The sequence below is a fragment of the Parapedobacter defluvii genome, assembly GCF_014642075.1.
GTDB classification, from domain to species: domain Bacteria; phylum Bacteroidota; class Bacteroidia; order Sphingobacteriales; family Sphingobacteriaceae; genus Parapedobacter; species Parapedobacter defluvii.
Map to the genome: position 1 here is coordinate 58,724 of NZ_BMIK01000003.1, position 19,065 is coordinate 77,788.

General features: G+C 47.9%; 13 protein-coding genes. 6 read left to right on the plus strand and 7 right to left on the minus strand.

The genetic code is table 11. From position 1 onward, the window contains the following. The first annotated feature begins 232 nt into the window (after positions 1–232). A complete protein-coding gene (gene ispG, locus IEX60_RS06650) occupies positions 233–2,239 on the plus strand; it encodes a (E)-4-hydroxy-3-methylbut-2-enyl-diphosphate synthase (protein ID WP_188748787.1) in 2,007 nt (668 codons plus the stop codon). Between the two features lie 11 nt (positions 2,240–2,250). Here the strand turns inward: ispG and IEX60_RS06655 are convergent, their stop codons facing one another. The 3 genes from IEX60_RS06655 to IEX60_RS06665 all read right to left on the minus strand — a co-directional run bounded on the left by IEX60_RS06655 (position 2,251) and on the right by IEX60_RS06665 (position 5,397). Continuing rightward, the gene (locus IEX60_RS06655; protein ID WP_188748789.1) at positions 2,251–2,763 is read right to left on the minus strand and encodes a T9SS type A sorting domain-containing protein; all 513 of its coding nucleotides are present in this window, start codon (positions 2,761–2,763) and stop codon (positions 2,251–2,253) included. A 210-nt stretch (positions 2,764–2,973) separates the two neighbouring features. After that, positions 2,974–4,668, minus strand: a complete 1,695-nt coding sequence (locus tag IEX60_RS06660) for an amino acid permease (protein WP_188748791.1) — start codon at positions 4,666–4,668, stop codon at positions 2,974–2,976. A gap of 54 nt (positions 4,669–4,722) precedes the next feature. After that, positions 4,723–5,397, minus strand: coding sequence for an ACP phosphodiesterase (locus tag IEX60_RS06665; protein WP_188748792.1), 675 nt, complete (start codon positions 5,395–5,397; stop codon positions 4,723–4,725). Between the two features lie 110 nt (positions 5,398–5,507). On the opposite strand from IEX60_RS06665, the gene tyrS reads away from it, so the two are divergent. Next, positions 5,508–6,791: a tyrosine--tRNA ligase gene (gene tyrS, locus IEX60_RS06670; RefSeq protein ID WP_188749332.1), complete on the plus strand. Its 1,284-nt coding sequence runs from the start codon at positions 5,508–5,510 to the stop codon at positions 6,789–6,791. A gap of 82 nt (positions 6,792–6,873) precedes the next feature. On the opposite strand, the gene IEX60_RS06675 is transcribed toward tyrS, so the two are convergent. Further along, a complete protein-coding gene (locus tag IEX60_RS06675; protein ID WP_188748794.1) occupies positions 6,874–7,611 on the minus strand; it encodes a DUF4397 domain-containing protein in 738 nt (245 codons plus the stop codon). Between the two features lie 122 nt (positions 7,612–7,733). Between IEX60_RS06675 and IEX60_RS06680 the strand changes: the two genes are divergently transcribed. Together IEX60_RS06680 and lolA1 are read left to right on the plus strand one after the other, a co-directional pair. Beyond that, entirely contained in the window at positions 7,734–10,322 is a 2,589-nt protein-coding gene (locus IEX60_RS06680) for an FtsK/SpoIIIE family DNA translocase (RefSeq protein WP_188748797.1), read from the plus strand. Between the two features lie 3 nt (positions 10,323–10,325). After that, positions 10,326–10,985 carry an outer membrane lipoprotein periplasmic chaperone LolA1 gene (gene lolA1 / locus IEX60_RS06685; RefSeq protein ID WP_188748798.1) on the plus strand — a complete coding sequence of 220 codons (660 nt, stop codon included), beginning with the start codon at positions 10,326–10,328 and terminating at the stop codon, positions 10,983–10,985. 11 nt (positions 10,986–10,996) lie between these two features. Here the strand turns inward: lolA1 and IEX60_RS06690 are convergent, their stop codons facing one another. Further along, on the minus strand, positions 10,997–11,803 hold the full coding sequence (locus IEX60_RS06690) for a lytic transglycosylase domain-containing protein (protein WP_188748800.1): 807 nt from the start codon (positions 11,801–11,803) through the stop codon (positions 10,997–10,999). Positions 11,804–12,048: 245 nt separating this feature from the next. On the opposite strand from IEX60_RS06690, the gene IEX60_RS06695 reads away from it, so the two are divergent. Together IEX60_RS06695 and IEX60_RS06700 are read left to right on the plus strand one after the other, a co-directional pair. Continuing rightward, positions 12,049–13,206: a pseudouridine synthase gene (locus tag IEX60_RS06695; RefSeq protein WP_188748802.1), complete on the plus strand. Its 1,158-nt coding sequence runs from the start codon at positions 12,049–12,051 to the stop codon at positions 13,204–13,206. 42 nt (positions 13,207–13,248) lie between these two features. Beyond that, positions 13,249–13,719, plus strand: a complete 471-nt coding sequence (locus IEX60_RS06700) for a pyrophosphohydrolase domain-containing protein (RefSeq protein ID WP_188748804.1) — start codon at positions 13,249–13,251, stop codon at positions 13,717–13,719. Here the strand turns inward: IEX60_RS06700 and mnmL are convergent. Continuing rightward, positions 13,706–14,656, minus strand: coding sequence for a tRNA modification radical SAM protein MnmL/YtqA (gene mnmL, locus IEX60_RS06705; protein WP_188748806.1), 951 nt, complete (start codon positions 14,654–14,656; stop codon positions 13,706–13,708). The two genes, IEX60_RS06700 and mnmL, sit on opposite strands and share 14 nt — an antisense overlap. Before the next feature lie 110 nt (positions 14,657–14,766). Then, a complete protein-coding gene (rpoC, locus tag IEX60_RS06710; RefSeq protein WP_188748807.1) occupies positions 14,767–19,047 on the minus strand; it encodes a DNA-directed RNA polymerase subunit beta' in 4,281 nt (1,426 codons plus the stop codon). Between the last annotated feature and the right edge of the window lie 18 nt (positions 19,048–19,065).

Below are 19,065 nucleotides of genomic sequence, written 5' to 3' on the forward strand. Positions count from 1 at the left end.
TACCAACCGTAGCAGGATCTCCAAGTGGCGAGGTTATTCACGCTTGTGTTTTTGTTTTCATCGGTATTCATGAACTCACTTCGTTCGGTTTGCCAACTTTTGCGGTCAAAAGTGGGATGCCTGTCCGGCATAGAGGACAAGAAAGCCCCACGCGCTAACGCCAAAAAGCTCTTGCGGCAACTGAGCAAAAAAAAGCCTCTGCAAATATTTAATCCTTATCTTTGTACCGGATATGGACACAAAAATCGGAAACATCCTACCGGGAGGGTATTGTAATTCGCTGACGGAATATTCCAGATGGCTTACCCGCGAAGTGGCCATCGGCGATGTGCCCTTGGGTGGCACCAACCCCATCCGTATTCAGAGCATGACCACGGTAGATACGATGGATACCATTGGCTCTGTGGAACAAACCATCCGCATGGTAGATGCGGGCTGCGAATATGTACGTATCACCGCGCCCAGCATCAAGGAAGCCTACAACTTGGCAGAAATCAAAAAAGAACTGCGAAAACGCGGTTACAACGTGCCGTTGGTTGCTGACATCCACTTTACCCCAAATGCAGCGGAGGTGGCTGCACGCATTGTAGAAAAGGTACGCATCAATCCCGGCAACTACGCCGACAAAAAGAAATTCGATCAACTGCACTACACGGAAGCAGCATATAAAGCCGAGTTGGAACGGATTTACACCAAATTTGCTCCACTCGTTAAAATTTGCAAAGAGTACGGAACGGCCATGCGAATCGGCACCAACCATGGTTCCCTTTCAGACCGCATCATGAGCCACTATGGCGATACTCCGGAAGGCATGGTTGAATCCGCCATGGAATTTATCCGCATTTGCGAAGATCTCAAGTATTACGACCTCGTCATTTCCATGAAATCCAGCAACCCGCAAGTAATGGTACGTGCATACCGCCTCTTGGTTGAAAAAATGGTAGACGAAGGCATGAATTATCCCCTGCATCTCGGCGTGACCGAAGCAGGAGATGGTGAAGATGGACGCATCAAATCGGCCGTCGGTATCGGCACATTGCTCGAAGATGGATTGGGCGACACGGTCCGCGTGTCACTGACCGAAGAACCGGAGTTCGAAGCCCCGGTAGCCATTGCAATGGTAAATAGGTACACAAAACGACAGCAGGAGGCAGCACGTCAAAAGGCAGAGAGCAACCCTATCTTGCCGGCCGCAATTCAACCCGTCATCAGACCTTATGTATCTGCCGAAACGAATGCATTCATCGGCGGTTCGTTGGTCCCCCGGGTAGTCATTGACATTTCGCGGACAACACTGAAGGATCCCACCATTCTTACGGATGTGGGGTATAAATATGACTGGATGCTTGACAAATACCACATGGGCGAGCAGTCGGTGGATTTCGTCTATTTGGCCGACAAGCTCCCGTCATTCAACATGCCTGGAAACCTCAAGCAATTGTATGATTACCCTACTTGGAAAACCCTTACAAATAAAGCCAATATTCACCCCGTATACACCCTGCATGAATTTATAGAAGCCGATCTGAAAGACTCCGGCCTCAATATGGTACGGATCAGCTATGCCGATCTGACCACCTCCGAGTTTGAAGCCCTGCCGATAGACCGGACGATCGTTTTTTTGCTGGAAACAAATGCCTTGCATGGGATGGCAGACCAGCGTCTGTTCTTTTCCACGCTATCAGAACTGGGGTTGAACAATCCGGTCATTATTTGCCGGCACTATCCGGCCGAAGAGTTTTCCGCCACACCTGGTGACCTCATGGATCCCGAAGAACCCTTATCCAAACTGCAGCTTTATGCAGCGACAGACATGGGTGCATTGCTGGTGGATGGAATGGGCAGTGGCATATGGATTGATTCGCCAGCCACACCGATCGATAAGCTGGTATCTGCTTCTTTCGGGATTCTACAGGCTACCCGCTCCCGGATTTCTAAAACGGAATACATCTCCTGCCCAAGCTGCGGCCGCACACTTTTTGACCTGCAGGAAACTACGCAGATGATACGCAGCCGTACGAACCACCTGAAAGGGCTTAAAATCGGGATTATGGGATGCATCGTCAATGGCCCTGGAGAAATGGCCGATGCTGATTACGGCTACGTGGGTGCCGGACCGGACAAAATCACGCTTTACCGTGGCAAGGAAGTCGTTAAACGAAATGTTCCCTCAGCAAATGCCCTAGATGAACTCATCGAAATCATACGGGAAGACGGTCGTTGGATTGATCCGGAATAAGAGAATATAACTTATAATACTGAAATACGCTTTACGACGGTTTCTGTACCTGCGGATACACGGATAAAATAGAATCCATTGGTCAATTTGTTGCTGGTATCGAAAACATGGCTTTGGGGGCCTGCGTCAAGCTCTTGACTCAAGAGGGTCATCACCTCATTTCCCAAAGCATCCATTACCTTAATGGATACCGGACTTTGCTTACTGAGCCGATAGGAAAGGCTAATCTGATCAACAATCGGATTAGGAAATACTTTAACACTGCTTAACAACTTCTCATTTTCCGCAGCATTATTACCAATACGGAATGGAAAGAAATTGCGGAAAGAGGAAAAGAATGACCGCTGTGCCCGTTTCTCTGAATCTGACAGGAGCGGAACATTGGACCTAACTTCCTCTTGCTTCACCACACGGGTAGTATCCATCGCAGCGGCTGTAGACCGCTGTATAGCTTCAGCATTCCCCGCAAAAACCGTGGTGCTTACTACTAGGATAACAACGATGTAGTGTAAAAACTTTCTCATATAGTATCTGGTTCGACAATGGCAAAATGACTTGGTTTAATCTAAGTTAATCATTAACCCGTCCCAACTTGTATTACAAAGGTAGAATAAAAGCGTCTAAACTGTGTAAACAAATGTATCAATTTTTTATTAATTTAACAATTTTTAACACGTTTTGACGTTAAAAAACACACAATTACCGATACGGCGCCCGCTCCAACCGTTTGTCTGCTATCCGGCGGCATTATTATTCAGTTTGGAATGCCGGTAACCATACCCGAAATATACCAACAAACCAATCAGCAACCATACGATAAAAATAAGCCAATTGCTTGCGCCAAGCTGCGACATTAAATACAGATTAATCAGAATTCCCGCAACCGGCAGCAGTGAAAACCGGTACCGATAGCCCATCACAGAAAGCGCGATCCAAACAAACCAAAACACAATGACAAGCAATTTATGCTCAATGATTTCCGCTACCGATAAGTTACGCCATTCCGAAATGGTTTCCTGGCCATAGTAGTAAACGGCATATGCAGCGATGAAGAGCCCGATGGTAATCAGATATTTCCCATTGATATAGGGAACCCGGAAGCGGGACTGCTTGGAAATACCTGTATGATCCATATAGAGAACGCCCGCACACACCAATATAAAAGCAAAAAATGTACCTACACTTGTGAGATCCACAAAAAAGTCCATTTTGAAAAATAGCGCCGGAACCGCCACTAAAACTCCCGTTACAACCGTGGCAAAGGAAGGTGTTTTATATTTCGGATGGATGGTCGCAAAACGTTTCCAAAGCAGGCCATCACGGCTCATCGTCATCCATATACGCGGTTGCGCAAGCTGGAAAACCAATAGTGCACTCGTGATGGCAACCACCGAAGTCACTGAAACGATTCCTGCCATATAATCCAGGCCCACATATTCAAACACATAGGCCAATGGGTCCTTGACGTTCATTTCGGTATAATTCACCATGCCGGTTAGCACCAGGGTAATCAACACATACAGTACCGCACAGATCAATAAACATAGAATCATGGCTTTAGGCAGATCCCGCTGCGGGTTTTTACATTCTTCGGCCGTAGTGGAGATGGAATCAAACCCGATAAAGGCAAAAAACACCGCAGCTACACCGCTCAGTACTCCCTCGATGCCATTCGGCGCAAAAGGTGTCCAATTTTCCGGTTTCACAAAAAAAGCACCGCCTAAAATGACGAATAAAATGACTCCGATCTTGATAGCCACCATGACGTTGCTTGCTGTACGCGATTCCTTTATGCCGATATAAACCAACCAAGTCACCAAAAAGGTGATAAGCCCTGCGGGCAGGTCGAATATAAGGGGAAGATCACCCAACCGGGGGGCTTGCTCATAGGCTGCTGCCGCGCTCCGTTCAATACCCGACAACGAGCCCACTCCCTGTTCCTGCAATTTCACGTAGGCTTCTACGGCATACCCCGGTGCCATGGTAAGCCATCCCGGCAGGTGGATACCGAACCCCTCAAGCATGCTGACAAAATACTGCGACCATGAAATGGCCACCACCATGTTCGACACCGCATATTCCAGAATCAGTGCCCACCCGATGATCCAAGCGAACAACTCCCCAAATGCTACATAAGCATACGTATAGGCGCTTCCCGAAACGGGTACGGTGCTGGCAAACTGTGCGTATGACAGCGCCGTAAACACACAGGCAACCGCTACAAACACAAACAGCAACGAGACTGCCGGCCCACCGTTGTAACTTGCTAACCCGATTGTGCTGAAGATTCCGGCACCGACAATAGCGGCTATTCCCAACGAGACAAGATCACGAACACCCAATACTTTCGCAAGCCCTCCGCTCCCGTCAGACAGCGATGCACGGATAATTTGATCTACGTTTTTTTTGCGGAAAAGTTTATTTGCCATACATCGGTAACTATCGGTCAAACTTAGGGAAAAATACCGAAAGCTTAGGCAGGCTTAGGAAAGTTTGGACTGCACTTCCTCAAAAATAAGCGGAAATTTACCATCCAGTTCTGCGGTATAGGCACTAATAACGGCTGTTATCTGACTGTATTGATGCTCATCCAACCGTACATCCCATAAACGACGGCAGATTCCGACCATCGCATGCGTAATCTGACCGAAATCCCGGTAGCTGGCTACATATTGCGCACGCATAAAACTATTGAAATACGTGAAGAAGAACGCTGTATCCTGAACACCGCATAGCTTCAGGAACCGGTCGGTTACTTCCCGGTCTGCCGCGGCCAGGTATTCATAAAAGTCCGACTCATGCACCCATTTATGATGAAGCAAGAGGTGGTCAAGAAGCAGTTCCAGGGTAATATGTGAGAGGAACGAAGGGCGGATCACCGTGGTTTCTACAATGGGTGCAAGCAAGATCCTCAACCCATGCGTATGGTCATAAAAAAAAGCGGAACTGTGAAAACAACGATCTACTTCCACGTGGCGCATCCAGCCCTGGTAAATGCTCTGAAGTTTAGGATTATTACCAAAGCGGTCTTCATACTTTTGGGGCAGGACATTCATATTCCTGTCGGCATTCTTAATGAGATCTGGCAATATACTTCCCAGCACCAATTCGGGATCGTGGCTGTACCGTTCGAAATAATAATGCGAAAGGAAATTCATCCGTCACTTTCCATTTGCTGTGCACTTATTGTGCCAAGTTAACGAATTTCGTCGATATTCTGTTATCTTTGCCGCCGTATTATTCAGGCATTTTAATGGCAAAAACAACCATGGGTTTTGTTGATGAGTTACGTTGGCGTGGCATGTTGCATGATATCATGCCCGGTACCGAGGAAGAGTTACAAAAAGGGAAAATAGCCGGATACATCGGCTTCGATCCTACGGGCGATTCGCTGCACGTTGGCCATCTCACACAATTAATGACGTTGATTCATTTTCAGAAAGCGGGGCACCGACCGGTAGCCCTCGTGGGGGGTGCTACAGGCATGGTGGGAGATCCATCCGGAAAATCAGCCGAACGGAACCTATTGGATGAAGACACATTAAACCATAACATCGCCTGCCTGAAAAAGCAGTTGGCCAAATTCCTTGACTTTTCAGATCCGGAACGAGGAGCCGTTATGGTAAATAACTACGATTGGTTCAAAAATTTCCACTTCCTTGATTTCATACGTGACGTTGGCAAGCACATCACCGTTAATTACATGATGGCAAAGGATTCGGTGAAAAAGCGCCTTGACGGAGAAAATGGTCTGTCCTTTACCGAGTTTTCCTACCAGCTGATACAAGGATACGACTTCTACTATCTTTGGAAGCACCAAGGATGCATACTCCAGATGGGGGGCTCCGACCAATGGGGCAACATTATCACCGGTACAGAGCTCATCCGCCGCAAAGACAGCGGTACAGCCTTTGCTCTTACAACCAAGCTGATCAAAAAGGCTGACGGCAACAAATTCGGGAAGACCGAAAGTGGTGCAGTATGGCTGGATGCCGACAAGACTTCCCCCTACCGCTACTATCAGTTTTGGCTAAACGCCAGCGATGACGACGCAAAAAACTGGATCAAGATTTTCACCTTGAAATCCAAGGAAGAAATCGAATCCCTGATCGCTGAGCACGATGCAGCCCCTCATCTGCGCATCGTTCAAAAAGCACTTGCCAAAGACATCACTATCCGCACACATTCGGAAGCGGATTATGAAACCGCCGTGAAAACCTCTGAATTCTTGTTTGGCAACGGGTCATTGGATTTTTTGGAAGGCATGTCCCATCCAGCCGTATTGGATGTATTTGATGGGATACCGCAATTCCACATTGCAAAAGACCAGTTGACGGAAGGCATCGATATACTGGATCTTTTAGCTGTTTACGCTTCGGTTTTTCCCTCCAAGGGCGAAGCCCGCAAAATGATACAAGGTGGTGGCGTATCGGTCAATAAAGTTAAAATCAGCGACGTCAATCAACGGTTCTCGCAGGAAAACCTGGTCAACGACCGGTATCTGATCGTCCAACGAGGTAAGAAAAACTATTTCCTGCTAATTACGACATAACACAAAAAAACCGCTCCCGGGGAGGGAGCGGCATCCGCCAAAAGACGGATTTCAATCAACCTAAACTTTATGGAGAAAATCGTTAGTGGACAATAATGTCATGACCGAGCTTCAACTCCGCATTGCCTTCATTTTCAAATAGCCCACGCACCCATATGGTATAAATCAGCCCTTCTTTAGGAGTAAACTCAAAAGTATGTACCAACTTACCATTGCTATGTTCTTTGAAATTGAACGTATAGGCTTCGCCGCTGTCAATGGCAACGAAATCGCTAACCTCTTTGAACTGCTGATCGGTAACCATCACCGCATCGCCTGCACCTTCGATCCCAAAATCCAGTGCCGGTGCATCGGGACTGAGATTGATAAATCGAATCTTTGCCTTTCCTTCGCCCGGCGCGGATAGATCATCTTCGGTAACCATCAATTCGACATCGTCTTCACGTCCCACCACGTATATCGAATAAAACTGACCGGGATAAAACTGTACATTTTCCTGCGCCAGCAATCCGCTGTTTGTGATGTTTCCTCCTTCAAACACCCTGACCACCCGTATCCCCGGCCATGCCCGCTTGTAAGGTAACGTATCGCGGTAAGCAAAATCTTCAATTTGCTCAGTCTGTAGATCGTAATTGAGCCAACTATCATTCAACCCGAGATCCAGTTGGTCCGATCCCGGGACCGCATTCAATGCCCTCACCGCCGAAACCTGGAATACCCCGTTATCATCATCTTTCTGGCAACTACTCAATGTAACTAATGCAAAGGCAAATGCGGCAAACAGCCATCTATTCTTCGTTACTTTTCCAAATCGTCTCATTCAATTTTGTGATGATAAAAATGCCTCTGCGCCTACTGAACAGATAACGGGTATCACAAACAGAATGCTACAACCTGCGCAAAAAATCCGTAAGTTTGTCTCAAACATAACGTATCCTTTAGATGTCGGGAAAAGGAAATTCATTCAGAAAAAACATACAGCACGATACGGAAGGCAGACCGTCCTTACGCAAAAAAAGTGAGCGTAAGCCAAGATCCTATGCACCCTCCGGCAGTGCGCTGGGAAGCAAGTTGGTGAAAATAATCGGTCTGTTTCTGCTTATTTTATCGGTATATTTTCTTATTGCATTTATTTCCTACTTGTTTACTTGGAAAGAAGACCAGAGCTACGTTTCTGCCGCCAATGGTGGATGGCATACCCTATTTAAAACCCGCGAGGAATTCGCACTGGCAGGCATAGAGCCCCCCGTTATTCAAAACTGGATGGGAAAAGTCGGTGCCCTGCTTGCCCACCAATTTATCTACAAATGGTTTGGCATTGCTTCCTTTATTTTTGTAGGTATCCTATTCGTTATTGGATATAGATTATTATTCAAAGTAAAAATTCTTTCTATTTGGAAAACGTTGGGCTACTCAGCCTTTACAATCATCTTCCTATCGTTGACACTCGGATTTATCCATGGATTTATAAGTAATTATCCGCATTTTCTCGAAGGTGAATTTGGATTTTGGTCCAATCGGTTGCTTGCCGCACAGATCGGCGTGCCTGGTGTTGGCGGACTGCTGATCTTCACCCTCTTAGCGGTTCTCATTGTCTTTTTCAATTTCGACTTCAAATTTAGCAGCAGAAGCGGGCAGTCTGCTACCTCCCAACCCCTCGGAAAAGGGCCGGCCAATCTATCGCGCGACGAAGAGCGATACTTGCACGAATCGGAGTACCGGGTTGATCCCGTCGAATTCCGACTGAATAAAAACAAGGAGCTTTCTGAAGAGGAAGCTCCGGCTACCAATCAGCTGAAAACACCCGCGAACCTAAACAACGATGCGGAAAAACTCCGGCAGAATTTAACCATACCTCCGAAATCGAAGCCGGAGGAAGTGAAAGATGGATTGGATTTTTCCATCGAAAGATCGGAAGAAAAACCGAAAAACGAATTAATCACCCCGCCGCTTACGGTGTCTCCCATAAAGGAAGAAAAGCCCAGTACTGCCGATGAATTGGTGGAAAAGGTGGGCCAATACGATCCGAAGTTGGATTTATCCAGTTACCAATACCCGACACTGGATTTACTGCGTGACTATGGTTCAGGCAAAATCACCGTCAATAACCACGAGCTGGAAGCGAACAAAGACAAAATTGTCGACACACTGGGCAATTACAACATCGAGATCGCTAAAATAAAAGCCACAATAGGGCCAACGGTCACCTTATACGAGATCATTCCCAAGCCGGGTGTCCGTATCTCCAAAATCAAAAATCTGGAAGACGATATCGCACTGAGCTTAGCCGCGCTGGGAATCCGCATCATTGCGCCGATGCCGGGTAAGGGTACCATCGGGATTGAAGTGCCCAACAGCCATCCCGAAATGGTATCGATGCGATCGGTTCTGGCAACGGAGAAATTCCAGCATACGGATATGGACCTCCCCATTGCGCTGGGTAGAACCATATCCAACGAAGTGTACATTGCCGACCTTGCCAAAATGCCCCACCTGCTGGTGGCTGGGGCTACCGGACAGGGTAAGTCAGTCGGCATCAATGCCATCCTTACGTCGCTGCTTTACAAGAAGCACCCGGCGGAACTTAAGTTTGTACTGGTAGATCCAAAAAAGGTTGAGTTATCGTTATTTAAGAAAATAGAACGCCATTTCCTGGCTAAGTTACCCGGGGAAGAGGACGCCATCATCACCGATACAAAAAAGGTAATTAACACGCTTAATTCCCTTTGTATCGAAATGGACGCGCGCTACGACTTGCTAAAAAACGCGCAGGTACGCAACCTGAAAGAGTACAATGCCAAGTTCATCAACCGGAGGCTCAATCCGGAAGAAGGCCATCGTTACCTGCCTTTCATCGTGCTCATTGTCGACGAGTTTGCCGACCTGATGATGACGGCAGGCAAAGAAGTCGAAACACCCATTGCACGGCTAGCACAGTTGGCACGTGCCGTAGGTATTCACCTGGTCATCGCTACACAGCGCCCATCGGTAAATATCATTACCGGTACCATCAAAGCGAACTTTCCGGCCCGCTTGGCATTCAGGGTACTATCAAAAGTGGACTCCCGCACCATTCTCGATTCAGGAGGTGCTGACCAGCTGATCGGACGTGGTGATATGTTGCTGGCTACCGGAAGCGACCTGATCCGGATACAATGTGCATTCGTAGATACGCCCGAAGTGGAAGAAATATCCGATTTCATCGGTGGTCAACGTGGCTATCCGTCTGCTTTGCTGTTGCCTGAATACGTGGGTGAAGACGGTGAAGGCGGTATCGAAGATTTTGACATGCGGGACCGCGACCCGATGTTTGAGGATGCGGCCCGTCTCGTGGTGCTGCACCAACAGGGTTCCACCTCGCTTATACAGCGTAAACTGAAACTCGGATACAACCGGGCCGGACGCATCATCGATCAACTGGAAGCCGCGGGCATTGTAGGACCATTCGAAGGCAGTAAAGCACGGGAAGTGCTTTTTCCCGATGAATACTCATTGGAACAGTTTTTGGATGGATTGAAGAAAGATGCATAAACGATGAAACTTGTAACGCTCGGATATTCGCTGCTTCTGTCTTTCACTGTATGTGCCACCCACGCATATGCACAGACAGACGCTGCCGCCAAGGCCACACTCAATAAAGTAACACAAACCTATGAGGGATATAAAACCCTTCAGACTGATTTTACCCTCACCGTTCAACAGCCCCAGCAAACGAGCAACTATACGGAATCGGGCACCATTTCCATGGAAGCGGCTTCCGGCAAATACCGTATCACTACCAACAGCCAAGATATCATCAGCGATGGAAAAACACAGTGGATGGTGCTTAAGGAAGAACAGGAAGTGCAAATAACCGAAGTTGACAATTCGTCGGAGACCATTTCTCCTGCAACGATCTTTTCATTTTATAACAAAGGATACAAATATGTGTCCGCACCAGATGAACGTGCAGGCACTACCCAGTTGCGGGTCGTCGAATTGGCCCCGGAAGATCCGCAAACGCCTTACTTCAAAATCAAGCTACGCATCAACAAAGCCACAAACCTGATATACGACGCAATGCTATTTGATAAAAGTGGGGTCAAATATACGTATACGATCAAAAATACCAAGGCCAATCCTTCCGTCACTGCCGATACTTTTGTGTTTAAGCAGGCCGATTATCCCGGTTTGGAAATCGTGGATCTCAGATAGGTCCGATCTGATTACAATTTGCGGGAATCCGGGGAATTATCGTCGGTGGCATCCGCCAACAACGTATTCGTGCGGTATCCATGCCGGTGCGGATGTTCAATGATTTCCTTTACCGAAATGAGCTTGTATACGTAATTGCCGGTTTCCTGATTAAGCTTCAGACGAAAATAGTTGTCCTCATTCTGACGGCTGATTGCACGCAATAGATTACCTTCACCTACGTTAAATGCAGCGGCTACCAATGTCCAGCTGTTAAACTCGCGATATAACGCCTTAATGTACTTAGCGGCCGCTACGGTCGATTTCTCCACATTCTGACGCTCGTCTACCAAGCTATCTACCCGTAAGCCGAACGCTTTTGCGGTATTGGGCATAAACTGCCAATATCCCGAAGCTCCGCGATGCGAGGTCGTGCCACTGGTGAACCCACTTTCTACTAAAGGGATATACTTGAAATCCTCGGGAATTCCGTGCTGGCGTAAAATAGCGGCTACCCTTGGTAAGGTTTTCAGCGCTTTGTGATGCAGCAGATGCGAACGTCGTTTTGCAAACGAATATTCTTTGAGATGTTTTAACATCTTTTTCTCAATTCGTTTATCACCCAATGGCAGGGTTTCATCAGCGAAATTCAGCGATGTAAAATAAGGAGTGTTGCGGATATTGGAGATATCTTCTAGCAACCATTCCCCTTGAGATAAAGAGTCGTGTAGCAGTGCGTCTGGTGCGTCTGTACTCGCTGCTACATTGTATGAATACAATTTTGAAAGCAACACCAGTAGTAAAACCGCACTGCAACAGAGCAGTTGTTTTTTTATCATTCAGTCCCTTTTCTGTAACCCACGGCCGGTAATTAAATAGGGCCTTGAATTACTTGATCCAAAAAGTCGGATGCAAATGTAAAAATTATGATGTTAATATACAAATAGTTACACGCGAACCCATGTTTTTTAACACTATTTAACGTACCGTTTTCTAAGTTATTTTTGTGTAAAAACAACCGCAATAACTAATTAAACCCATATTTTTAATTACCTTTGCGGTTCACATTTTTTTTGGTAAAAGCATGCCATTTAGTAACAAAAGGAACAGTCGTGACGACAAGTCCAAGCGCCCGGGCAAATCAACCTCAAGTTTTTCAAAACACAGCGACCGCAAGTTCAGGAGCCGCACCTCATCAGCCCATGAGGGCAGAGATTCAGAACGGAAACCGAACGATTACCGCGACAAGCGTTCCGATTCGGAGCGTCGACCGTTCAATCCCGATCGTGAAAGAACCTACGGAAAAGATACCGAAAGACGTCCGTACACCGATAAGACGGACAAGCGCCCATACGGTACCGACAAACGTCCATACAGTACCGATAAGCGTCCATACAGTACCGACAAGCGTTCTTATAAAGGAGGAAAACCTTCATTTGAGAACCGCCCTTATGACCCTACGAAAAAGAGACGCGAACGGAGCGATGAGGCAACCAAAGTATTCAAGCGCGACCCTGAGCACGATGGCTTGATACGGCTGAACAGGTACATCGCCAATGCAGGTATCTGTTCAAGGCGGAAAGCCGATGAACTGATTGAGGCCGGTGTCGTTACGGTCAATGGGGAAGTAGTAACCGAATTGGGTAGCAAGGTTGATCCTTCGAAAGATGAAGTACGGTATAATGGTGAGCGCCTGAAACGCGAAAAAATGGTATATGTACTGCTCAATAAGCCCAAAGATTACATCACCACTACAGACGACCCCCAGGAGCGCCGTACCGTTATGCATTTGGTAGCGAAAGCATCCAAAGAACGGATTTACCCGGTAGGGAGACTGGATCGCAATACAACCGGATTGCTGCTGCTTACCAACGACGGCAACCTGGCCGAAAAGCTTTCGCACCCACGGAATAATGTCGTCAAGATATACAACGTGGAATTAGACAAGAACCTTACACAGGGCGACCTGAATAAAATCGCTTTCGGACTGGAACTGGAAGATGGCCCCATTAAACCCGACGCCATAAGCTACGTACAAGGCGGCAGCAAGCGGGAAATTGGCATCCAAATCCATAGTGGCAAAAACCGGATCGTAAGACGTATTTTTGAGCACCTGGGCTATGATGTGATCCGGTTGGATCGGGTGGTTTATGCCAATCTCACCAAAAAAGACCTTCCCCGTGGCCGCTGGCGGTACCTGGAAGAAAAAGAAATCATCCAGCTCAAGCATTTCATCAAATAGTTTTTACTTTTGACTTTTAACTGTTGATTTTGACTTTGTAACATGACTGATCCGAAATCGCTCACTTCCGTTGCCAAATTTCACCAAACATTCAAGCATCCCATACTGGAAAAGCCGACAATCCCCGACGAACAACGTTGCAGGTTGCGCGTAGCCCTTATCGCGGAAGAATTAAAAGAACTTGAAGAGGCCATTGCAGATAAAGACATCGTCGAAGTAGCTGATGCGCTTTGTGACATTCAGTATGTATTGTCAGGTGCGGTACTGGAATTTGGTTTGGCCGATAAATTCAGTGCATTATTTGACGAGGTACAGCGTTCAAACATGAGCAAGGCCTGTAAATCGCAAGAAGAAGCGGAAGAAACGGTCCGGTATTATTCGGAAGAACGGGATACCCCTTGCTTTTACGAAAAACAGGATGGCATGTATTTGGTTTATCGCACCGAGGACCGCAAAACGCTTAAATCAATCCGGTATTCTCCCGCCGATTTAAAGGCAATCATCGAGCGATGAATTTAGAGCCCTGAAACGCACCTCTCCGTTCCAGTTCTTTATCAATATAGGTCTGAATTGCTGATTTTCCCTTGCCCCAATTGGGGGCAATGAGCAATTCCTGATCGGCAAGCCCAAACAGGCGCTGAATGACGATGTCGGGCCGCAATAGCGGAATGAACTCGCAAAGAAAGTCGGTATATTCCTCCAGACTAAACACGTGAAACGGTTGCCGCTTATACTGAACACCCATGATGGATCCCTCGACAATGTGGAGGTGGTGCAATTTCACAAACTTAATTTGTGGGAACCGGTTAATTTCATCGGCATACCGCAGCATCATCTCCCGGGTTTCCCAAGGAAATCCGAAGATGGTATGTACACAAATATCCAACGGACTGTTTTGCACCAGTCCGAGTGCGGTTTCCAATTCCTCGTGTGAGCATCCCCGGTTGATCCGGTTGAGTGTATCATTGTATATGGACTCCATCCCCATCTCCAAATCTACATCGTAACGATCCGTATAACTTTCAAGTAACGCTACTTTCTCAAAATCGATGCAATCAGGCCGCGTACCCACAGACAATCCCACGACATGTTCCGGTGCAACGTTCAGGGCCTCGTCGTACATCGCCTTCAGATAATGCGCCGGCGCGTATGTATTGGTATTGGGCTGAAAATAAATGACAAATTTTTCCGCCCCGTAGCCATTTACTGCCCGTTGGATGCCTTCTTCCACCTGCTCGCGTATCGTAGGCAATTTACGGGCAGAATCCGGGGTAAAGGAATCGACATTACAATAGGCACATCCCCCATATCCCTTGCTCCCATCCCGGTTCGGGCAGGTAAAATTACCATCTACGATAATTTTAAATACCCGCTTGCCATCGTATTTGGCACGCAAGTACGCACCATAATGGTTATAAGGCTTTTGTCCGATGTCAAGCAAGGTACCCATAGCGGTTGCAAAGATACAAAAAACCGCCAGGCACGTACCTGACGGTTTTTATAAATTTTCCGGTGATTACCGCGACTACTCATCACTGACCACCGGTCACTGACGACTGCTTAATCCTCCTCCTTCGAAGCCAGCAGTTGATCGTATTCTTCCTGCGAACCGACGATGATACGTTCGTAGTCGCGCAGGCCCGTTCCGGATGGAATCAAATGCCCTACGATTACGTTCTCTTTCAGGCCCAACAGGTGGTCGCGCTTTCCGGCAATCGCCGCCTCGTTGAGTACTTTCGTGGTTTCCTGGAACGATGCCGCAGAAATGAACGACTTGGTACCCAATGATGCACGGGTAATCCCCTGCAGCAATGGACTGGATGTAGCGGGAATTGCATCCCGAACTTCCACCAGCTTCAGGTCGCGGCGCTTCAGGCTGGAATTCACATCCCGCAACTTGCGCAACGAAACGATCTGCCCGGGTTTTAACTCATTGGAATCCCCGGCATCCACGACTACTTTCTTGTCATAGATGGCATCGTTTTCTTCCATGAAGTCCCATTTGTTGACCGCTTCCTTTTCCAAGAAACGGGTATCACCCGGATCTTCGATTTCCACCTTCTGCATCATTTGGTGCACAATGGTTTCGAAGTGCTTGTCATTGATCTTCACACCCTGTAAGCGATAAACTTCCTGGATACCGTTTACAAGGTACTCCTGCACAGCCGACGGACCTTTAATGGCCAGGATGTCCGCCGGAGAAATCGATCCATCCGACAACGGCATACCCGCTCTCACAAAGTCGTTATCCTGTACGAGGATGTGCTTAGATAGCGGTACCAGGTACTTCTTGATCTGCCCGTCGCGCGATTCGATGGAGATTTCGCGGTTACCGCGCTTCACTCCCCCTAGGCTCACCACACCGTCAATCTCGGTTACAACCGCTGGGTTCGACGGATTACGTGCTTCAAACAACTCCGTAACACGCGGCAGACCTCCTGTGATATCTCGGGTTTTCCCCGTAGAGCGCGGGATTTTTGCTAGGATAACCCCTTCTTTCACCGTAACGCCATCATTGACGGAAACGTGTGCTCCCACCGGAATATTGTACGTACGGATGACCGCACCTTTGCTATCCAATATCTTGATCGCGGGGTTCTTTGTTTTATCGCGTGTATCGATGATCACTTTCTCACGGTGTCCGGTTTGTTCATCGGACTCTTCGCGGAACGTGATACCTTCGATAATCGCTTCGAATTCAACTTTACCACCGAATTCAGAAATAATCACCGCATTATAGGGGTCCCACGAACAGATACGCTGTCCTTTAGTTACTTTATCACCTACGTTTACATACAGGTAAGAACCATACGGAATATTATTCGTCATCAATACCTTCCGGGATTCAGGATCGACAATCCGGACTTCACCGGAACGACCGATCACTACCTGATCCGGTCCTTCTTCTCCTTCATGCGGTACTGACCGGATGTTTTCCAATTCGATCACACCGTCAAACTTGGCCAATATCTGTGATTCGGCAGCAATGTTTGAAGCGGTACCACCCACGTGGAACGTACGGAGTGTAAGCTGCGTACCCGGCTCACCGATGGATTGGGCAGCAATCACACCGACTGCCTCTCCCTTTTGTACCCGTTTGCCGGTAGCTAAGTTACGGCCGTAGCAAAGTGCACAGACACCGCGTTTGCTTTCGCAGGTCAATACCGAACGGATTTCAAGGCCCTCAACCGAGGAAGCCTCGATTTTCGCAGCCACTTCTTCGTCGATATCCTGATCGGCAGCCACCAGCAAATCACCGGTCACCGGATCATACACATCGTGCAAGGACACACGTCCGAGAATCCGGTCATACAGCGGTTCGATAATGTCTTCGTTATCTTTCAGCGCTGTGGTATACACACCTCTTAAACCACCGCAGTCCTCGTCAACTACAATCATATCCTGCGCCACGTCGTGCAAACGGCGGGTCAGGTAACCGGCATCGGCTGTTTTCAATGCCGTATCCGCAAGACCTTTCCGAGCACCGTGCGTAGAAATGAAGTATTCCAATACCGACAATCCCTCCTTGAAGTTCGAAAGGATCGGGTTCTCAATGATTTCCCCACCGGAAGAACCCGATTTCTGTGGCTTGGCCATCAATCCCCGCATACCGCAGAGCTGACGGATCTGCTCCTTGGAACCCCGGGCACCGGAATCCAACATCATGTACACCGAATTGAACCCTTGGTTGTCGGTCGAAAGGATTTCCATCACATTCGCTGTCAACCGGTTGTTAATACGTGTCCAAATGTCGATGATTTGGTTGTACCGTTCGTTGTTGGTAATGAAACCCATGTTATAGTTATTCATTACCTCTTCTACTTCTTTCGTAGCCTGTTCGATCAAATCAGCCTTGGCATCCGGAATGTTCAGATCCTGTAGGTTGAATGACAAACCACCCTTGAACGCCATTTGGAAACCTAATTCCTTGATGTCATCCAGGAACTTGGCTGCACGCGCCATACCCGTGATTTTTACCACCTCTCCGATGATATCCCGTAGGGATTTTTTTGTCAACAGTTCATTAACGTAGCCGATTTCCTCGGGAACCACCTGATTGAACAATACCCTTCCAACAGTGGTTTCTATGATGCGCTCCTCAATTTCCCCTTCCTTGTTCCGCACCTTCGTTTTTACTTTGATGTGCGAATGGAGGTCGATACGCTTTTCGTTGTGGGCAATGATTACCTCTTCGGCAGAGTAAAACGTCATGCCCTCTCCTTTCATCACCCGCTTTTCATCGCTCTTACGGCCTTTGGTCATGTAATACAGACCCAACACCATGTCCTGCGAAGGAACGGTGATCGGCGTACCGTTTGCCGGGTTAAGGATATTGTGCGAAGCAAGCATCAGGATCTGCGCCTCCAAAATCGCGGCATTGCCCAAGGGCAGGTGCACAGCCATTTGGTCACCGTCAAAGTCGGCGTTGAATGCCGTACATACCAACGGGTGCAACTGGATAGCCTTGCCTTCCACCAACGTCGGCTGGAAAGCCTGGATACCCAAGCGGTGCAGCGTAGGTGCCCGGTTAAGCAGAACAGGGTGTCCCTTCAATACGTTTTCGAGGATATCCCATACCACCGGATCTTTACGGTCTACAATCTTTTTCGCAGATTTAACCGTTTTCACGATGCCCCGTTCAATCATCTTGCGGATGATAAACGGTTTGTATAATTCGGCGGCCATGTCTTTCGGCAGACCGCATTCATGCAGTTTCAGGTTCGGACCCACCACAATCACGGAACGTGCGGAATAGTCGACCCGTTTACCCAACAGGTTCTGACGGAAACGGCCCTGCTTTCCTTTCAGAATATCAGAAAGGGATTTCAACGCCCGGTTTCCTTCCGTTTTCACGGCATTCACCTTACGGGAATTGTCAAACAGCGAGTCCACAGCTTCCTGCAACATCCGCTTCTCGTTACGGAGGATCACCTCAGGTGCCTTGATTTCCATCAAACGTTTCAACCGGTTGTTCCGGATGATCACCCGACGATACAAATCGTTCAGATCGGAAGTCGCAAAACGGCCACCTTCCAACGGCACCAACGGACGTAGTTCCGGCGGAATGATCGGCACAATCTTAACGATCATCCATTCCGGACGGTTTTCAATGCGATCCCTCGAACCACGGAATGCTTCGACCACCTGCAGGCGTTTTAATGCTTCGTTCTTCCGTTGCTGGGAAGTTTCGTTCGCTGCCTGGTGACGCAGGTCGTACGAAAGCTGGTCGAGGTCAAGCCGTTTCAACAGCTCTTCCAATGCTTCCGCGCCCATTTTGGCAATGAACTTCTGCGGATCGGTGTCGTCGAGGAATTGATTTTCCTTAGGCAATGTGTCCAGGATGTCAAGGTACTCTTCCTCCGTGAGGAAGTCCATGTAATTAATCCCGTCCTCTTCCTTCACACCCGCCTGGATGACCACATAACGCTCGTAATAAATAATCATGTCGAGCTTCTTGGTCGGCAGTCCCAACAGGTAGCCAATTTTATTCGGCAGGGAACGGAAGTACCAAATATGCGCTACGGGAACTACCAGGCTGATGTGGCCCATGCGCTCACGGCGTACTTTTTTCTCGGTTACCTCCACACCGCAACGATCGCAGACAATCCCTTTGTAACGGATACGTTTGTATTTACCGCAATGGCATTCGTAGTCCTTCACCGGACCGAAAATGCGTTCGCAGAACAAACCGTCGCGTTCGGGCTTGTATGTCCGGTAATTGATCGTTTCCGGTTTAACCACCTCACCGCTGGAACGCTCCAGAATGGTTTCGGGAGAAGCCAAGCTAATGGTGATTGAGGTGAAGTTGCTTTTTATTTTATTATCTTTTTTGTAAGACATACTTTCGTTTCTAAAGTT